The sequence below is a fragment of the Streptomyces populi genome (assembly GCF_002911015.1).
Classification (GTDB): domain Bacteria; phylum Actinomycetota; class Actinomycetes; order Streptomycetales; family Streptomycetaceae; genus Streptomyces; species Streptomyces populi.
On sequence record NZ_KZ626992.1, the window covers coordinates 1 to 17,913 of the forward strand.

At 72.0% G+C, this 17,913-nt stretch carries 12 protein-coding genes and 1 pseudogene; 5 read left to right on the forward strand and 8 right to left on the reverse strand.

Annotated features, from left to right (window positions below; translation table 11 throughout):
- Window positions 1-270, forward strand: a 270-nt coding sequence (locus CW362_RS39130; protein ID WP_162684381.1) for an ATP-binding protein, incomplete at its 5' end; no start/stop codon positions are given.
- 61 nt (window positions 271-331) lie between these two features.
- Here CW362_RS39130 and CW362_RS39135 read toward each other — a convergent pair.
- The 5 genes from CW362_RS39135 to CW362_RS39155 form a co-directional block, all read right to left on the reverse strand.
- Window positions 332-2,113 carry a SulP family inorganic anion transporter gene (locus CW362_RS39135; RefSeq protein ID WP_376454640.1) on the reverse strand — a complete coding sequence of 594 codons (1,782 nt, stop codon included), beginning with the start codon at window positions 2,111-2,113 and terminating at the stop codon, window positions 332-334.
- Window positions 2,114-2,167: 54 nt separating this feature from the next.
- A complete protein-coding gene (locus CW362_RS39140) occupies window positions 2,168-4,891 on the reverse strand; it encodes a cation-translocating P-type ATPase (RefSeq protein ID WP_103554349.1) in 2,724 nt (907 codons plus the stop codon).
- Between the two features lie 57 nt (window positions 4,892-4,948).
- Window positions 4,949-5,986: a polyphosphate kinase 2 family protein gene (locus tag CW362_RS39145; RefSeq protein ID WP_103554350.1), complete on the reverse strand. Its 1,038-nt coding sequence runs from the start codon at window positions 5,984-5,986 to the stop codon at window positions 4,949-4,951.
- 41 nt (window positions 5,987-6,027) lie between these two features.
- The gene (locus tag CW362_RS39150) at window positions 6,028-6,531 is read right to left on the reverse strand and encodes a three-helix bundle dimerization domain-containing protein (RefSeq protein ID WP_103554351.1); all 504 of its coding nucleotides are present in this window, start codon (window positions 6,529-6,531) and stop codon (window positions 6,028-6,030) included.
- 572 nt (window positions 6,532-7,103) lie between these two features.
- On the reverse strand, window positions 7,104-7,556 hold the full coding sequence (locus tag CW362_RS39155; RefSeq protein WP_103554352.1) for a phospholipase: 453 nt from the start codon (window positions 7,554-7,556) through the stop codon (window positions 7,104-7,106).
- Between the two features lie 557 nt (window positions 7,557-8,113).
- Here CW362_RS39155 and CW362_RS39160 point away from each other — a divergent pair.
- Together CW362_RS39160 and CW362_RS39165 are read left to right on the forward strand one after the other, a co-directional pair.
- A complete protein-coding gene (locus CW362_RS39160; protein WP_103554353.1) occupies window positions 8,114-8,713 on the forward strand; it encodes an isochorismatase family protein in 600 nt (199 codons plus the stop codon).
- Between the two features lie 10 nt (window positions 8,714-8,723).
- Window positions 8,724-9,635, forward strand: a complete 912-nt coding sequence (locus CW362_RS39165; protein WP_103554354.1) for a GlxA family transcriptional regulator — start codon at window positions 8,724-8,726, stop codon at window positions 9,633-9,635.
- Between the two features lie 2 nt (window positions 9,636-9,637).
- Here CW362_RS39165 and nhaA read toward each other — a convergent pair whose 3' ends face one another.
- Entirely contained in the window at window positions 9,638-11,518 is a 1,881-nt protein-coding gene (gene nhaA, locus CW362_RS39170; protein WP_376454633.1) for a Na+/H+ antiporter NhaA, read from the reverse strand.
- A gap of 211 nt (window positions 11,519-11,729) precedes the next feature.
- Here nhaA and CW362_RS39175 point away from each other — a divergent pair, with 211 nt between their 5' ends.
- Both CW362_RS39175 and CW362_RS39180 read left to right on the forward strand, forming a co-directional pair.
- Window positions 11,730-14,117: an ATP-binding cassette domain-containing protein gene (locus CW362_RS39175; RefSeq protein ID WP_103554356.1), complete on the forward strand. Its 2,388-nt coding sequence runs from the start codon at window positions 11,730-11,732 to the stop codon at window positions 14,115-14,117.
- A 360-nt stretch (window positions 14,118-14,477) separates the two neighbouring features.
- Window positions 14,478-14,810, forward strand: a complete 333-nt coding sequence (locus CW362_RS39180; protein ID WP_103554357.1) for a carboxymuconolactone decarboxylase — start codon at window positions 14,478-14,480, stop codon at window positions 14,808-14,810.
- Between the two features lie 31 nt (window positions 14,811-14,841).
- Here the strand turns inward: CW362_RS39180 and CW362_RS39185 are convergent, their stop codons facing one another.
- Window positions 14,842-15,324: a potassium channel family protein gene (locus tag CW362_RS39185; RefSeq protein ID WP_240658287.1), complete on the reverse strand. Its 483-nt coding sequence runs from the start codon at window positions 15,322-15,324 to the stop codon at window positions 14,842-14,844.
- 277 nt (window positions 15,325-15,601) lie between these two features.
- Window positions 15,602-17,913: pseudogene (locus CW362_RS39190) on the reverse strand (hypothetical protein); the annotation flags it as partial.

A 17,913-nucleotide genomic window follows, 5' to 3' on the forward strand; every position in this document is an offset into this window, starting at 1 on the left:
CTCACCATGACCACCGAGCTCGTCGTGAGCGAACTCGTCACCAACGCGATCCGCTACGCCGTACCGCCCATCAGGCTGAGACTGCTCTGCGACACCCGGCTGACCTGTGAGGTCTCCGACGCCAGCAGCACCGCCCCGCGGCTCCGGCACGCCCGGAGCACGGACGAGGGCGGCCGGGGCCTGTTCCTGGTGGCCCAGCTCTCCCACCGCTGGGGCGCCCGCCACACGGCGGAGGGAAAGATCATCTGGGCCGAGCAGGAGATCCCGTGAGGATTCCCGGCCCGCGGGACCGGCCGCGGACGGCCGCGGCCGGCCGTGAGCGGGGCGCCGTTCAGCCGAGGCCCGCCTCCGGCCGGGCGGTTCCGCCCGGGCCGCCGTCCTCGTCGCCCGGATCGACGCCGTGGTCGCGGCACCAGGAACGGTACGCGGCGACCGCCGTGGGCAGCGTGGGGAAGATCCGCTCCTCGCCCACGGACCCGCTCAGCCCGTAGGCGTCCAGGTCGTCGCGCAGGTCCTGCTTGACCCGGGCCATCGCGAACTCGACTCCCCGCTCCCGGAGTTCGCGCCGCAGCTCGTCCAGCGAGTCCAGGGCGGTGATGTCCACCTCCACGTTGGCCTCCGCGTTGAGGACGAACCACCGGACCGGGACCTCCTGTTCGGCCACCGCGAGGAGGGCGCTGCGCCGGAAGTCCTCCGCGTTGGCGAAGAACAGCGGGGAGTCGTAGCGGTAGACCAGCAGACCGGGGATCACCCGGGCGTCCGGGAAGTCGTCGACGTCGTGCATGCCCGCCAGGCCCGGCACCAGCCCCTGGACCGCGTCGTGCGGGCGCGCCACCCGGCTCAGCAGCTCGGCGACCGACAGCCCCACGGCCACCAGCACCCCGTAGAGGATGTCGAGGGCGAGGACGCCGATCAGACAGCCGACGGCCAGCAGGAGTTCCCGGAGCCGGAAGGACGCCAGCCGCCGGAAGCCGGCCAGGTCGATCATCCGGATCGCCGCGTAGACGACCAGCGCGCCGAGGACGGCCGAGGGGGTGTCGGTGAGCAGGGGACTCAGGAACAGCAGCACCGCCAGCACGGACAGCCCGGCCGTGAGCCCGTACGCCTGGGTGCGCCCGCCCGTGGACTGCGCGAGGGCCGTACGGCTGGCGCTGCTGCTCACCGGGAACCCCTGGAGGGTGCCGGCGCCCAGGTTCGCGGCGCCCAGCGCCAGCAGCTCCTGGTTGGCGTCCATCGACGTGCCGCCGTCCTCGGTGGTGAAGGCGCGCGCGGTGAGGATGAAGTCGGTGTACGCCACGAGCAGCACCCCGACCGCGGGCAGCAGCAGTTGCGGCAGCGTGTCGAGCGGCGGGAAGTCCGGGCGGGGGAGCCCGGCCGGGATCTCCCCGATCACCGCGAGGCCGTGGTCCTTCAGGTCGAAGGCCGCGGACGCGGCCGTACCGGCGACCAGGACCAGCAGCGGTCCCGGGACCCGCCAGCGGAACCGCGTGGCCACGTACAGGACGACCAGCGTCGCGGCGCTGAAGGCCACCGTGGCGGGATGGGCCTCGTCCAGGTTCCCGAGGAAGGAGAACAGCTTCGGGAAGAATTCCTCACCGTCCGTCGGCACACCGGTGAGCTTCGTCAGCTGATCCACCATCATGATCAGCGCCACGCCCGCCAGATACCCGATCAGCACGGGCCGGGAGAGCAGATCGGCGACGAACCCCAGCCGGGCCGCCCACGCGACCAGACACATCAGCCCGACGGCGACCGCGAGCGCCGAGGCCAGCACCGCGTACCGCTCCGGATCGCCGCCGGCGAGCGGTCCGACGACCGTCGCCGTCATCAGCGCCGTCGTCGACTCGGGCCCCACCGACAGCAGCCGGGACGATCCCAGCAGGGCGTACAGCACGATGGCGGGCAGGATCGCCCACAGACCCACCACGGGCGGCAGCCCCGCGACACTGGCGTACGCCATGACCTGCGGCACCAGGTAGGCCGCCACCGTCACCCCGGCCAGCAGGTCGCCGCGCAGCCAGGTCCGCCGGTAGTGCCGGAGCACCGGGAGGCCGGGCAGCGCCGGCACAGGGGGACGCCATCCTCCGCTCGGGATGCCGTGGTGCTTCGACACGGGCCAGTCCTTCGGATCGTGCCGGCGGGCTCAGGGGCAGGGGCGCCCGCGCGGTCAGTCGGTGCGCCGTGCCCTGCGGGCCAGGAGCTTACCCACCTCCCACACGACCAGGAGGGCGACCGCGGACAGCAGGGCCCAGCCGAACTGCCGCGCGTCGATCTCGGTGGTGCCGAGGATGCGGCGGAACCCGTCCAGCTGCGTCGTCGCGACCGCGAGGACGAACTGCGCGAGTGCCGTCCAGTTCATCTGCTTGCTGTCGAACGTGCTCGCCGCCAGCACCGAGTCCGTCTCGCTGCGGCACTCGAACGCCGCCACGATCAGGCAGAGCGCGAACGCGGTGAACGCGATCGAACTGCCGATGTGGACGCTGTCGTAGCGGGACTCGCCCAGCTTGATCAGCCCGAGCAGGATCAGCGTGATCGCCAGCCCGCTGAGACCGACCGTCACCATCACGGGCCGGGTCAGCACCGACTCGCCCCGGGGACGCGGCCTGCGCCGCATCAGCCCCACGCTCTCCTGGTCGAAGCCGAGCGCGAAGCCGAACGAGGCGTTGACGACGAAGTGGATCCACAGCACCTGCGGCGGGGTGAAGGGTTCACCGGCCGCGATGTTGAAGACGGTCGCCCCGAGGAACGTCAGGACGAAGGTGACCAGCAACAGCAGCACGAAACGGATGTACTTGGTCAGGTTGTCGTAGAGCTTGCGGCCCTGCTCCACCGCGTACACGATCGTCGTGAAGTTGTCGTCGGAAAGGATCATCCGGGCCGCGTTCTTCGCCACGTCCGTACCGCTGCCCATGGCGATGCCGATGTCGGCGGCCTTGATGGCCGGGGCGTCGTTGACCCCGTCGCCGGTCATCGCGACGACGGCGCCCTTCTTCTTGAGCGTGTCCGCGAGCAGCACCTTGTGCTCGGGGGCGACCCGTCCCACCACGCCGATGCCGTCGATCCGCTCCAGCCGCTCGCGCTCCGACAGCGCGGCGAAGTCGGCGCCGAGGACGGCCTCGCCCGGGATCCCCAGTTGCCGGGCGATGGCGGCACCCGTGGTGACGTCGTCCCCGGTCACCATGCGGACCCGGATGTGAGCGGCCTGGGCGCTGGCCACGGCCTGCTTGGACTCCTCGCGCGGCGGGTCGACCATGCCGACCAGGCTCGTCATCCGCAGCCCGACGACATAGCCGAGCAGGTCGCCGCCCGGATCGAAGTCGGCGGGGTCCAGGTCGCGGGTGGCCGCCGCCATCACCCGGCGTCCCTCCCCGCCCATGCGCTCGCCCTGCGCGTCGGCACGGCGGTTCAGGTCCGTGTCCCACGGGACGGTCGTGCCGCCCGAGAGCGCGGTCGTCGCGCGGGCCTGCACCGCCGGGGCCGCGCCCTTGACGAAGCAGCGCACCACCGGGCGCCCGTCGGCGTCCACGGTGGAGTTGAAGGTGGCCATCAGCTTGTACGTCGGGTCGAAGGGCAGGGTGGCGAGCCGGGGCAGCCGCTCGCGGGTGGCCTCGATGTCCAGTCCGGCCTTGTGGGCCAGCACCAGGAACGCGCCCTCGGTCGGGTCGCCCACGACCTCGCCGTCCACCAGCTTGCCGTCGTTCGCGACGAGGTACGGGAGGATCGCCTCCTCGATGCCCGCGGAGGAGCCCGCGGCGTGGTGGATCCGCCCTTCGAGGCCGTACCCCGTGCCCGAGACGGTGTAGCGGTCGGTGGTGGTGACCACCTCGACGGCCGTCATCTGGTTCATGGTCAGGGTGCCGGTCTTGTCCGAGTTGATCGCCGAGGTGAACGCCAGGGTCTCGACGGACGGCAGCTCCTTCACGATGGCGTTGCGCTTCGCGAGGTTGAGGCTGCCGACGGACAGGATCGCCTGGGTGACGGTGGGCAGGGCCTCGGGAATCGCGGCGATGGCCAGCGAGACCGCGCTGACGAACAGCGCGTCCCATGCCTGGCCGCGGCGGAAACCGAGCGCGAACATCACGATCATGGTCAGGCCCGCGGCGGCCATGATCCACACGGTCAGCGTGTCCAGCTCCTGGGTGAGCGGCGCCTCCTCCTTCCGGGTCGCCGACAGCATCTCCGAGATCTTGCCGAGTTCGGTGCCCTCGCCCGTCCCGGTGACGATCACGAGCCCGCTGCCGTGGGTGACCGGCGTGTGCATGAACGCCATGTTCGACTGGTCGCCCGGTCCGAGGACCACCTTCGGCAGGGTCGCGGCGTCCTTCGACGCGGGGACGCTCTCCCCGGTGAGCGCCGACTCGTCGATCTGCAGTGCGTGGGCCTCGACGATCCGTCCGTCCGCCGGGACCTGGTCCCCGGCGGAGATGTGCAGGACATCGCCGACCACGACCTGCTCCGCCGGGATCTCCGACTCCGTCCCGTCCCGCCGGACCCGGGCCGTCGCGGTGAGCATGGACTGGAGCGCGTTCATGGCGCTCTCGGCCTTTCCCTCCTGCCGCAGTCCCACGACCGCGTTCAGCAGGGTCAGCAGGACGAGCAGGATCGCGGTGGTCCACTCCGCGATCGCCAGCGACACGACCGCCGCCCCCAGGAGCACGATCTGCATGTAGCTGCGGTACTGGTCGGCGAACCGCCGCCACGCCGGCTTCGGCTTCTCCTCCGGCAGCGCGTTCGGCCCGTTCTCGGCGAGCAGTTCGGCCACCCGGGCCGCGGTGAGTCCGGACGCGGGGTCGACGCCGAAGGCCGACGCGACGTCCTGCGGATCACGCGCGTACCAGAGCTCCGGAACGGCACGCTCCGGAGCCTTCGGACCGCTCGACTGCATCGCCATCTCAGCTCTCCGATCTGGATCCGGTCCACCGCTCGTGCCCCGGGCGGCGTGAGGGACCTACTTGCGTTCGCGCTTCCCGGTCCGCGAGGTCCCGCCGGACGCCTTCGGCCCCTTCGGTCCGCGGCCGCCCCGCCGCCGTCCGTCGTCCGCTGCCGGAAGCGGATGCCGGGCCGCGTACGGATCGGCCGGCGCACCCTTCGGGGCGTCGGCCTCCAGTTCCCGCCTCGCGGCCCGGAGATCCTTGCGCGCCTCCTTGCCGAGCACCGGGTAAGCGGGATCGATGTCCATGAGCGTGTGCACCAGGACCGCCGCCGTGGAGATGCGCGCGAACCACTTCCGGTCCGCCGGCACGACGTACCAGGGCGCCCACGGCGTACTGGTGTGCGTGAGCATCTCGGAGAACGCGTGCTGGTACTCGTCCCACCGCCGGCGCTCCCGGATGTCGGCGGCGGAGAACTTCCAGTTCCGCTCCGGCAGGTCGAGCCGCTTCATGAATCGGGTGCGCTGCTCCTCCTTGGACAGGTTCAGGAAGATCTTCACGACCTTGAACCCGTTGTCGGTCAGGTAGCGCTCCCAGTCGTTGACGGCCCGGTAGCGGCGGCTCCAGATGTCCGGCCCGCGCACGTCCTCCGGCAGCCGCTGCCGGTCGAGGACCTCCGGGTGGACCCGGACGACGAGCACCTCCTCGTAGTGCGAACGGTTGAAGATCGCGATGTCGCCGCGGGCGGGCAGTCTGGCGGCGTACCGCCACAGGAAGTCGTGGTCGAGTTCCTCGGCGGAGGGCTGTTTGAAGCTGCTGACCTTGACGCCCTGCGGGTTCACCCCGCTCATGACGTGCCGGATCGTGCCGTCCTTGCCCCCGGCGTCCAGCGCCTGGAGACACAGCAGTACGCCGTACGTGTCCTGGGCCGCCAGCCGTTCCTGGTACTCGGCCAGCAGCGACACGCCCGTGCGCAGCACCTCGGCCCCCTGCTTCTTCTTCAGCCCGGCCTTGTACCGGGGGTCGAAATCCTTGCCCAGGTCCACCCGTGACCCCGGTTCGACCCGCAGCGGCTCGATGAACCTCGCGACGCGCTCGGCCCTGGCATCCGTCATGACGACCCGCCTCTTCTCCTGTCACGGTGGGCACCGCACGGTCATGGGCCCTCACCGGCGCCGCCCAGGTCGGAGGCGGACGCGGGTGCGGGCCGGAGCCTGGCGGGTATCCACCGGCCCGGCAGGGGAGAGCGCCGTGGGCCCTCGGCGGACTGCTCCGCGGTCCGCGCCGGCCCCGACCCCTCGGGACCCGGACCGCCCCCGGCCGGCCGTGCGGACGCGGTCCCGTCCCCGTCGAGGCCGGCGAGCAGCGCGCGGACCCTGCGCTCGACCAGGATCGGGACGTAGGTCCTGACCTTCGCCTGCCTGAAGGAACCGCGGGCCGCGGCGACCACCTGGTCCACGACGGACGGGTCGACCGAGGGGTAGGCGGCCTTCAGCCTCATGGCCAGGCGGTGCAGGGCGACCGCCTCGTCGTGGTGGACGCCCCCGGGAGCCGCCGGGTCCTCCGCCGGATCGGTGTCCGCGGGCGGGGCGGGAGCGCGACTCGCCCCGCGTGACGCTCTGCTCTCGTCGGCCGTGGCTGCCGGCTCGTCCGTCTTCATCGTTCGACCACCCGCGCGCTCGCAAGTCCCGAGCCTCAAGGGGCCGGGACCGCAAGGCCAACGGTCACGATCCGACTGCCCCGAGACGGCTCGACGGCCGGGGTACGAGGCCGTCCCATTCATTCTGGGTCCGCCCGGTCGAAACCGCCTCACGGACGATCCGCCCGTGCCGGGCCGGTGTCCGTCGCGTCACGGGTGCGGTCGGCGGGACCGTGGCGGGACGGCCCCGCCCCGCCGGCGCCCTTGATCCCGCGAGCCGCCTCGCCCACGGTGGGCGCAGACCGGTGCCGGCCGGTCCACGGACCGGTGTGCCGCCCGGTCCACGCCCCACACGGTCATGGCGCCCCGAGCGGTCCGGTGGACGACACGGGACGAGGGCACGACAAGGTGGGGCGTGGCGGGATGCGGGGGTGGTCCGGGACCTGACGGGCACCGGCCGCCGTGACGGATCGACGGTCCGTCGGCGGGGTCCGGGTGTACGGGAGCCGGCTCGCGCCGCACCGGAGCGCGGGCGGACACATGTCATCCGCCGTTCGCACCGCGTACGACGCCTCCCGTGTGCGGGACGGGCGTCAGCCGAGGGCCTTGACCGCCTGGTAGTAGGTCCAGGCCGTGCTGTTGCAACTGGTCTTCGTGGCACCGCTGTACGCGGAGCAGACCCGCTTGAGGTCTTCGTAGAAGGCGCTGTCGAGACGGGACTTGTTGGCGTCGAAGGCGCCGGCGGCCTTGTAGTTGCGGTAGCCGAAGTCGTGGCGGGCGCACGAGGTGGCGAAGGGGAAGCCGAACGGGTTGTCCGGCGATGTGGAGCAGTAGTCGGTGGACCAGTCGAAGGCGTACGCCGACCATGCGGACTGGTTGGCGCGGGCGGCGACCCATGCGTTGTAGCTCGACGCACTGGTCTGGGTCCAGCCGGACAGCACTTGGGGCTTGTCCGCGGGGACGGCGCTGGCGGCTGTGGCGGTCGCCGTGACGGCTGCCAGGGCCATGGCCGAGGCGGCGAGGCCGGTGGCGAGTTTTCGGTGCATCCCAACACCTCCATGAGGCTGCAACCCGTCCATCGGGCAGCAGGTTCATGACAGGAATGATCGCCACCGTGACCCCTCTTGCCTAGTGCTTGGACCCCAACAATCAATTAACTGCCGGGAGTTGGGGGAGATGTTTCATGCCTGCGACCACCATGGCCGACTATGGCTGGATGTGTTCCCCGGGGTGGGGGCGTCATGGCCGGATCCCCCTGGTCCCGGTCCCGGTCCTGGCCCCGGGTCCTGGACACCGCCGAGCGGGTCCCATGTCCCATGGTGTTCATGTCTCACGCCTCGCCGTGTTCATGTCCCGTGTCCTCGAGTGTTCATGTCTGTCCCATGTACATGGGTGTGGCGCCCTCGTGTTCATGTGTCCGTCGTCCGGCCCCGGTACGGCCGGCCCCGCCCTGGCGGCGCGACGGCGGACCTCCGGTGTCCCGGCCCGCGCGGCCGGGATCGCGGAACCCTCGCCCGAGCGGCCCTCGACGTGACCGGATCGGTCCGCACCCCGACCCGATGGGGCCTGTACCCGTGCCCCGGGCGCCGGTCAGAGTGGAGGCATGACCCGAGCACTGATCGTCATCGACGTCCAGGAATCCTTCCGCGCCCACCCCCTGTGGGAGACCATCTCCGACCCGAAGATCACCCGCCAGGTGGACCGGCTCGTCGGGCTCGCCCGTCGGGCCGGCGACACGGTGGTGTGGGTGCTGCACTCGGAGCCCGGCAGCGGCGGCGTCTTCGACCCCGCCCTCGGCCATGTCCGGCTGATGGACGAGCTCTCGCGCCGGGACGGGGAACCACTGATCCACAAGACCTCGCACAACGCCTTCACCACCACCAACCTGCAACAACTCCTCACGGAACGCGGTGTCCGCGAGCTCACGGTCTGCGGGATCCGGACCGAGCAGTGCGTGGAGACCACCGCCCGCCTCGCGAGCGACCTCGGCTACCAGGTCACCTTCGTCACCGACGCCACCGCCACCAACCCCGTCCCGCACCGCGACGCCCCCGCCGGACAGAGCGTGGCGGAACTGCTGGCCGACCCCCGCACGCTGAGCGCCGAGGACGTCGTCAGGCGCACCGAGTACGCCCTGTCCGGGCGCTTCGCCACCATCGCCACGGTCGACGAGCTGGAAACCTCCGCCGCCTCTCGGGCATGATGACCGGATCGTGAGCCACGTCGTCTTCTTCCTGGTGCCCGGAGTCCATCTGCTGGACCTGGCCGGCCCCGCGCAGGTCTTCTCCACGGCCGCCGACTTCGGGCACCCCTACACCCTCGGCTACGTCGCCGAGCGGCCGGAGGTCGTCACCGCCCAGGGGCTGCCCCTGGTGACCCGGCTCGACTGGCCCGAGCTCGGCCCCGAGGACCTGATCGTCGTGCCCGGCTGGCGGGCGCTCACCCTCGCCGAGGGGCCCCGCATCGACGAGGCGAGCCTGCGGGCCCTCCGGGACCACCACGCGAGAGGCGGCACCGTCGCCAGCGTCTGCGCGGGAGCCGACGCGCTCGGCCGGGCCGGGCTGCTCGACGGCCGCCGGTGCACCACCCACCACGACGTCCAGGACGAACTCGCCCGCCGCCACCCCCGGGCGGCGGTGGTCCGCGACGTCCTGTACACGGAGGACGATCGGGTGGTCACGTCGGCGGGCATCGCCAGCGGCATCGATCTCGCCCTGCACCTGGTCGCCACCCGGCACGGCCCGGCGGTGGCCGCGCGGGTGGCCCGGGACATGGTGGTCTACGCACGGCGCAACGGCCACGAACCCCAGGCCAGCGCGATGCTCCGGCACCGGTCGCACCTGGACGACACCGTGCACCGCGCCCAGGACCTGCTCGACGCCCGTTTCGACCACCCGGTGCCCCTGCCGGAACTGGCCGCGGCCGTCGGCGTGAGCGAACGCACCCTCACCCGCCTCTTCGCCCGCGCGACCGGCGGTCTCACACCACTGCGTTACCAGCAGGCCCTGCGCCTGGAGCGCGCCGAGCACCTCATCAGCCACGGCGTCACCGTCGACGCCGCCGCCCGTGCCGTGGGCTTCGAGGACGCCCGCATGCTGCGCCGCCTGCGCGCCCGCGCGAGCTGAACTCAGCTCTCCCGGTTCGCTCCCGTGAGCGTCGTCCGCTGACGTGCGGCGCGCACGGCCGCCGTCAGGGAGGCGATGTCGTAGGCGCCGTAGTGACGGCGGCCGTTGACGAAGAACGTCGGAGTGCCCGAGACGCCGCTGAGATCGGCCGACTCGACGTCCATGGCGATCCGGGCCGCGCCCGTCCCGCTCCGCAGGTCCTCGCGGAAGCGGTCGCTGTCGAGGCCGAGCCGGGCGGCGTACCGGAACAGGTCCTTCGGCCCCAGATCGCCCTGGTGTCCCATGAGGAGGTCGTGCATCTCCCAGTAGCGGTCCTGGCGGGCCGCCGCCTCGGCGGCCTGGGCGGCGAGCTGGGCGCCCGGGTGCACGTCGGTGAGCGGGAGATGGCGCCACACGTAGCGGACGTCACCGAAGTCGGTGAGCAGTTCGCGCACCACGGACTCGGCCAGACCGCAGTAGGGACACTCGAAGTCGCCGTACTCGACGAGGGTCACCGGCGCGTCGAGCGGCCCGCGCACGTGGTCGCGCTCCACGTCGACGGGTTCGCTCAGGTCGATGATCGTCTCGCCGGTGCCGAGCAGGGCCCGCGCGCGCGAACGCGCGGAGAGGGCACCGAGCACCAGGGTGACGGCCCAGGTGAGCAGGAACGAACCCGCGACCGCGGCCAGAATGCCGATCTTCGCCTGCTCCAGCCGGTCGCCGTCGAAGGCCAGCGAAGCGATCAGCAGGGCCACGGTGAAGCCCACGCCCGCCAGTGTGCCGCCCGCGGTGATGGCGCCCCAGCCCACCGGAGGGTGAAGACGCCCGCGGCCGGCGCGCGTGGCGAGCCAGGTGCCGCCGATGACGCCGACGGGCTTGCCGAGCAGGTAGCCGACGAGGATGCCCAGGGTGACCGGCGAGGTGAAGGCGTCGGCCAGCTGACCGGCGCTCAGTGTGATGCCGGCGTTGGCCAGGGCGAAGAGCGGCACGATCACGTAACTGGTCCAGGGATGGAACATCTGCTGGAGCCGTTCGTTCGGGGAGAGCGTCGAGGCCAGACCCCGCCGCACCGTGCGCTCCAGCTCCGGCGTCGGCTGCTCGCGAAAACGCCGGAACAGCCGGCTGGCGTGCTCCAGATCGCTGCGCTCCGCCGTGTGCGCGTAGGTCAGCATGCCCATCGCGAGCCCCGTCACCACGGGGTCGACGCCCGACTTCAGGAGCGCCACCCAGATCGCCACGCCCAGCACTCCGTACAGGGAGGGAACCCGGGCGCCGATCGTGCGCCGCAGCAGCAGGACGACCACGAACAGACCGAGCGCCGTCAGCAGCGCGGGCAGCGCGATCGTGTCGCTGTAGGCGACCACGACGACCGCCAGGGCCAGGAAGTCGTCCACGACGGCGATGGTGAGCATGAAGACCCGCAGGCCGGAGGGCAGGCGGGAGCCGAAGACGGCGAGCATGCCCAGGGCGAAGGCGGTGTCCGTCGACATGGCGGCACCCCAGCCGTGCGCCGCCGGGCCGTGGCCCGAGGTGATGGCCAGATAGACGGCGACGGGGACGACCATGCCGCTGAGCCCCGCCAGCAGCGGCAGGGTGACCCGGCGGCGTTCCCGCAGCTCGCCCAGGTCGAACTCGCGGCGCGCCTCCAGACCGACGACGAAGAAGAAGAACGTCATCAGGCCGCTGTTCACCCACTCGCGCAGGTCCAGCGACACCCCGCCCGATCCGACGCGGACCGACAGTTCGGTGCCCCACACCGTCTCGTACGCGTGGGGACCGATGTTGGCCCAGGCCAGCGCCGCCAGGGCGGCGGCGAGCAGCACGGCGGCGCTGCCGGTCTCCGTCCGCAGGAACGCGTGCAGCGGGCTGCGGGCGCGGTTGCCGCACCGGGTCCGACCTGACATGGGCGACGCGTCGGAAGGCATGGTCACCTTCCGATTCTCGCCCCGGATCCGACACTTCCCCAGACGATCAGGATTCGAGAAGCACCCACGGCCCTGTCTCGCCTAGCGTGGCGCGAAGCGGACCCGGCGCGCCGCGCGGAGCTGGTTGGATCGGGGCAGGCGATGCCGGCGGAGACCGTGAGGACGGTCCCGCCCGACAGATGGAGACACGATGAGCAAGGACACGAGGACGGACCCGGGACCGTTCGCGCCGCACGGCGCCGACAGCCACGATCTGATCCGCGTGCTCGGCGCGCGCGAGAACAATCTCAAGGACGTCAGCATCGAGATCCCGAAGCGCCGGCTGACGGTGTTCACCGGTGTGTCCGGCTCGGGCAAGAGCTCGCTGGTGTTCGACACGATCGCCGCCGAGTCGCAGCGGCTGATCAACGAGACCTACAGCAGCTTCGTGCAGGGGTTCATGCCCACGCTCGCGCGGCCCGAGGTCGACGTCCTCGAAGGACTGACCACCGCGATCATCGTCGACCAGCAGCGGATGGGCGCCGACCCCCGCTCCACGGTCGGTACCGCCACCGACGCCAACGCGATGCTGCGCATCCTGTTCAGCCGGCTCGGCGAGCCGCACATCGGCCCGCCCAGCGCGTACGCCTTCAACGTGCCCTCGGTCAGCGCGAGCGGTGCCATCACCGTGGAGCGCGGTGCCAAGAAGGCGGTGAAGGCGACCTTCAACCGCACCGGCGGCATGTGCGTGCGCTGCGAGGGCCGGGGCACGGTCTCCGACATCGACCTCACCCAGCTCTACGACGACTCCAAGTCGCTCGACGAGGGCGCGATCACGATCCCCGGCTACGGCTCGGACGGCTGGAACATGCGGCTCTACAAGGAGTCGGGCCTCGTCGACCCGGCCAAGCCGATCCGCAGGTACACGAAGAAGGAGCTCCACGACTTCCTCCACCACGAGCCGACCCGGATGAAGATCGCGGGCATCAACATGACGTACGAAGGGCTGATCCCGCGGATCCAGAAGTCGATGCTCTCCAAGGACAAGGAGGCGATGCAGCCGCACATCCGGGCGTTCGTGGACCGGGCCGTCACCTTCGCCGCCTGTCCCGAGTGCGAGGGCACCCGGCTCGGCGAGGGCGCCCGTTCGTCGAAGATCGGGCGCATCAGCATCGCCGACGCCTGCGCGATGCAGATCAGCGACCTGGCCGAATGGGTCCGCGGTCTCGACGAGCCCTCGGTCGCGCCCCTGCTCTCCGCGCTCCGGCAGACCCTGGACTCGTTCGTGGAGATCGGCCTCGGCTACCTCGCCCTGGACCGCCCGGCGGGCACCCTGTCCGGCGGCGAGGCGCAGCGCGTCAAGATGATCCGCCACCTCGGCTCCTCGCTCACCGACGTCACCTACGTCTTCGACGAGCCCACGGCCGGTCTGCACCCCCATGACATCCAGCGGATGAACGACCTCCTGCTGCGGCTGCGGGACAAGGGCAACACCGTGCTCGTCGTGGAGCACAAGCCGGAGACCATCGTGATCGCCGACCACGTCGTCGACCTCGGCCCCGGCGCCGGTACGGGCGGCGGCTCGGTCTGTTTCGAGGGAACGGTCGAGGAGCTGCGCAACGGCGGCACGGTCACCGGCCGGCACTTCGACGACCGCGCCAAGGTCAAGGAGACGCCGCGCGAGCCCACCGGAACGCTGGAGATCCGCGGCGCGTCGGCGAACAACCTGCGCGACGTGGACGTCGACATCCCGCTCGGGGTGCTGGTCGTCGTCACCGGCGTCGCGGGTTCCGGCAAGAGCTCGCTGGTGCACGGGTCCATCCCGGCCGACGAGGGTGTGGTGTCGGTCGACCAGGCTCCGATCCGCGGGTCGCGGCGGAGCAATCCGGCGACGTACACCGGTCTGCTCGACCCGATCCGCAAGGCCTTCGCGAAGGCCAACGACGTGAAGCCGGCGCTGTTCAGCGCCAACTCCGAGGGCGCCTGCCCCACCTGCAACGGCGCCGGCGTCATCTACACGGACCTGGCCATGATGGCCGGTGTCGCCACCACCTGCGAGGACTGCGAGGGCAAGCGGTTCGACGCCTCGGTCCTGGAGTACCACCTCGGCGGCCGTGACATCAGCGAGGTGCTCGCGATGTCGGTGGACGAGGCGGGGGAGTTCTTCGGTGCCGGGGAGGCGCAGACGCCGGCCGCTCAGCGGATCCTCGCCCGGCTCGCCGACGTCGGACTCGGCTACCTCACCCTCGGGCAGCCGCTCACCACGCTGTCCGGCGGCGAGCGCCAGCGGCTCAAGCTCGCCACGCACATGGCCGACAAGGGCGGCGTGTACGTCCTCGACGAGCCGACCACGGGCCTGCACCTGGCCGACGTCGAGCAGTTGCTCGGACTCCTCGACCGGCTCGTCGACTCGGGCAAGTCGGTCATCGTCGTCGAGCACCACCAAGCGGTCATGGCACACGCCGACTGGATCATCGACCTCGGCCCCGGAGCCGGCCACGACGGCGGCCGGCTCGTGTTCGAGGGCACTCCGGCCGACCTCGTCGCCGCCCGCTCCACCCTCACCGGCGAACACCTGGCGGCGTACGTCGGTGCCTGACGGGGGCCGCGCGAACGCGGGGGACGGGTCCCGGCAGTGGCCGGGACCCGTCCCCCGCGCTCGCGCGGCCAGGGGCGAGGGACGCCCGTACCGAGGACGAGCCGATGAGCGCCGCACGCCGAACGGCCCCTGCCCCGACCGCAGGTGGTCCCGCGCCGGACCCGGGCGCCGTCCGGCCCGGGCGGGAGGTGTGCGGCCATGGGCGGCTGCCGGTCCGGGCGCGACGGGCACCACCCGCCCGGCGCCTCCGCGCGCGCCCTGCCCGGAATGCACCTACGGTTGACGCATCAAGTGGCGTCGGCGGACAGCGATTCCCTCCGCCTGCGGCGCCCCCGTCCGCGTGTCAGGAGACCGGCAGCCATGACCACAGCATCCGACACCCCTGTCCTCGACACCATCGCCGCCATGACCGTCGATTCGGTCGAGCGGTGCGAACTGCCCACGGACCAGCTCCTCCTCACGCGCATCGCGGCCCTCGCCGCCTCCGACGCGCCTCCCATCTCCTACCTCGCGCACATCGACCCCGCCATTCAGGCCGACCTGACCATGGCTCAGGTCCAGGACGTCCTCGTGGCCATCGCCCCCATCGTGGGCACCGCCCGTGTCATGACGGCGGCCGGCAACATCGCCAGGGCGTTCGGCATGGCGATCGCGGTGGCCGAGGCGGAGATCGAATCCGAATCCGGCGCGTAGGGTCCGGCCGTCGAGGGCGCGGACGCCTCGGTCACCGTTCGTACGAGGGCCCGTCGTCCCCCGCGCCGGGGCCTGGCACGTTCTGCTGGTTCCTGCCCTGCTGGACCGCCGACACGAGGAGCCGGGCGGCCACGCCGATCAGCAGGACGTTCACCGTCATCTGCCCGGTGACCAGCACCCGGGCCGTCTCGCTGCGCGGGGTGATGTCCCCGAAGCCGACCGTGCTGAAGACCGTCACGGTGAAGTACAGGGCGTCGGTCCGCGACAGCGTCTCGCTGAAGCTGGCCGGCGCGCTGCGCTCCATCAGGTAGTAGGTGATCGTGAAGAGGAGCATGTAGAGCGGGGCGCTGGTCGCCAGCGCCTCCATGGCCCGCAGTTCGGGCCGCGGGGCCCGGGTGATCTCACGGATCTGCCAGGACAGGAGCAGGGCCACCGCCGCGATGCCGACGACGAGCGTGACGACGGTGGTCGGGGTGAAGGCCTTGTCGAGCGGGAGCAGGTAGTAGAGGGTCACGAGGACGGCCGAGGTCAGGAGCGATCGCAGGGTGGAGCGGATCGCCTCTCGACGCCGCCTTCTCGGACCCCTGATCACCGCTTCGCCCCGCTGCCTTCTGCCGTGACCGTGCGACCGTGCCGTCCCGCGGGTCCAGCGTTCCCGATGCCACGGGCGGCCCGCGGCAGGCACTCCGCGTGGTCACCGGGATGGCGGTGTCTCGTCCGGGAAGGCGGCCGCGCCGCACCGCCCGCGTGGGGTGCGGGTGGTGCGGCGCGGTCTGAAGGGGCCCGCTCGACTAGATGTCGTCGAAGGCGATCGGCGTCAAGCTGTGCTGCATGGCTATGGGATTCCACAGGGCGACGAAGGACTGCTTGGCCTTGGTCGCCTCGTCGCCGTGGGTTGTGGGCAGGTCCTCCTTGCCACGCGTCTCGCCGAACCCGCATCCCATGACGCCGTCCTCATCGATGAAGCCGATGGTTTCCGACACCCACGTGGCGTAGTCCCGGTCCGCCTCCGCCGATTCCCTCCAGGCTCGCGACAGGTCGCCCAGCGCCTCGGCCAGGTCGCCGTCCGCCTGCGGCGTGAGCAGGTCGACCCGCCGGGCGAGGTCGTCGCGTTCCACCGCCACCTCCCGCAGCGCATCATGTGCGTCCTTGACGGGCTTCGTGCCGTACGAGCAGCTACTGCCTGCGGTGATGGCGCTTTTCACCCGTGAGCGCTGAGGGATGCTCTCCTCCAGCATGCTCTGTACCTGAGTGATGATGTCTTCCGGTGACAGCCGCGAGGCGGAAGGCGATACGTCGGGGCCGGACGGCTCGGTGGACGGATCGGCCGGGGCCGGGGCGGGAGTCGAAGACGGAGAAGGGGCGCCGGGCCCCGGGACCACGGCATCGTCGGTCGCGCGCGTCGTGTGCGACGGGGAGGCCGACCGGTGGGAGGTCAGCCATACCCCGGCCGCCGTGACACCTCCGGCGAGGACCGCGCTCGCCACGAGGGTCACCGTGACGACACCCCAGCCGATCTTGCGCTGTCCGGGCCGGGGCACGGGAGCGTGAACGACTTGCGGCACGGGGGCGTGGACGGCCTGGTGCACGACGCCGGGGGGCGTCATGTGGCCGGTCGGCAGGTTGGCGAAGGCGGCGGCATGATTCTCCGCACCGCCCGCCGGCGCGGCCTGGAAACGAGCGCCGGGGTGTGCCGGGGCGGGGGGCTTGAGGAGACCGGCGGCAGGGCCGGGCTCCGGGGGCGCCGGCGGAGTGGCCGTCGGGGCCGGGGAGACCTCGGCCGCGGCTTCCTCCGCGGGGTGGTCCTCCGCCGGAGGCGTCGCCGCGTCGTCGGCCTGCGGGTCGGCGTCGGCCGGCACGACGTCCGGCACCTGCGGCACCACCGGCGGAGCCAGGGGCATGGCGGCGGCCACCGGTGCCACGGCGGGAACGGGGACAGAGACCGTGCCGGGGACGGGAGCGGCTGCCACGGCGGTCGGCACGGGGCCGGGCCGACCGCTCGGACGCCTCCGGAGGGCCGAGAACCCGGGCGCGTCCTCGATGCGCGTGATGCCGAGCCGGCGGGCCATCGCCGGTACGCCGAACGCGCCGAGCGCGGCCCACACCGTCGCCGCGAGCAGGACGGTGGGGACGGCCGGTCCGACCGCCAGCGCGCTGCCGTCCGTCGGGGACATCTTCAGGGACGCCGCGAACAGGTAGGCCAGGCGCGACGACTCGCTGAAGGAGGAGGACAGCTCGACCGTGACTCCCGCCGTCACCGCGGACAGCAGGAAACCCGCGACGAAGCACACCAGGGCGCGCACGGCGGTGGCGGGGCGGGCCGCCTCACGGAGGACACCCGCGCCCAGCACCACCGCGGCCACCACGCCGAGCAGTACGGACACCCAGACCCATCCGCCGAGGGCATGGAGGTCGAACAGGGAAACGGCCGTCCCCGAGCCGTCACCGCCCGGGCCCGAGGAGGACGTGTCCGTGATGACCAGGGTGTCGGTGAAGTCGACGGACGCTCCGGAACCGAGAGCCAGGAGGGTCGCGCCGAGGTTCGGGGCGAGAAGCACCGCGGGTACCAGCGCGGAGAAGCCGCCCTCGGACACCAGGAACACCACGCCGGCGAGGCTCGCCAGCGAGAGGGGCACGGCCAGTGCCACGCCCGCCAGGCGGCCCGCGCGGAGCCAGTCACCGAGGCCCGGCCGGCGGGCGGCCCAGGCCGACATCGTTGTCCGGCACAGCGTGGGGAACAGCACCACGGACGCCAGCACCAAGGTCCACCAGGCCGCGCGCAGCGGTGAGCAGGTCACCGACAGCGTGACATCCGGAAGGTCCAGCAGGGGTGCCAGGGACGACGCCGACGCGTCGGAGGGCCGGGTGACCGAGGTTCCGGCCGCCCAGGCCAGCAGGACGGACCCGAGCACGGCCGACAGCACGCTGCGCAGGCCCAGGAACAGGGATTCCGTGGCGTCGAGGCGCTTTCCGGCGGCGGTCGCGCCGCGGAGGCAGAGCCGGGCGCCGAGCCACAGGGTCACCGCCCACAGCAGTGTCACTCCGAGCGGCACGAAGGAGAGTCCGAGCGACGCCAGCGGCGAGTCCTGCTCCGTCAGGTCGA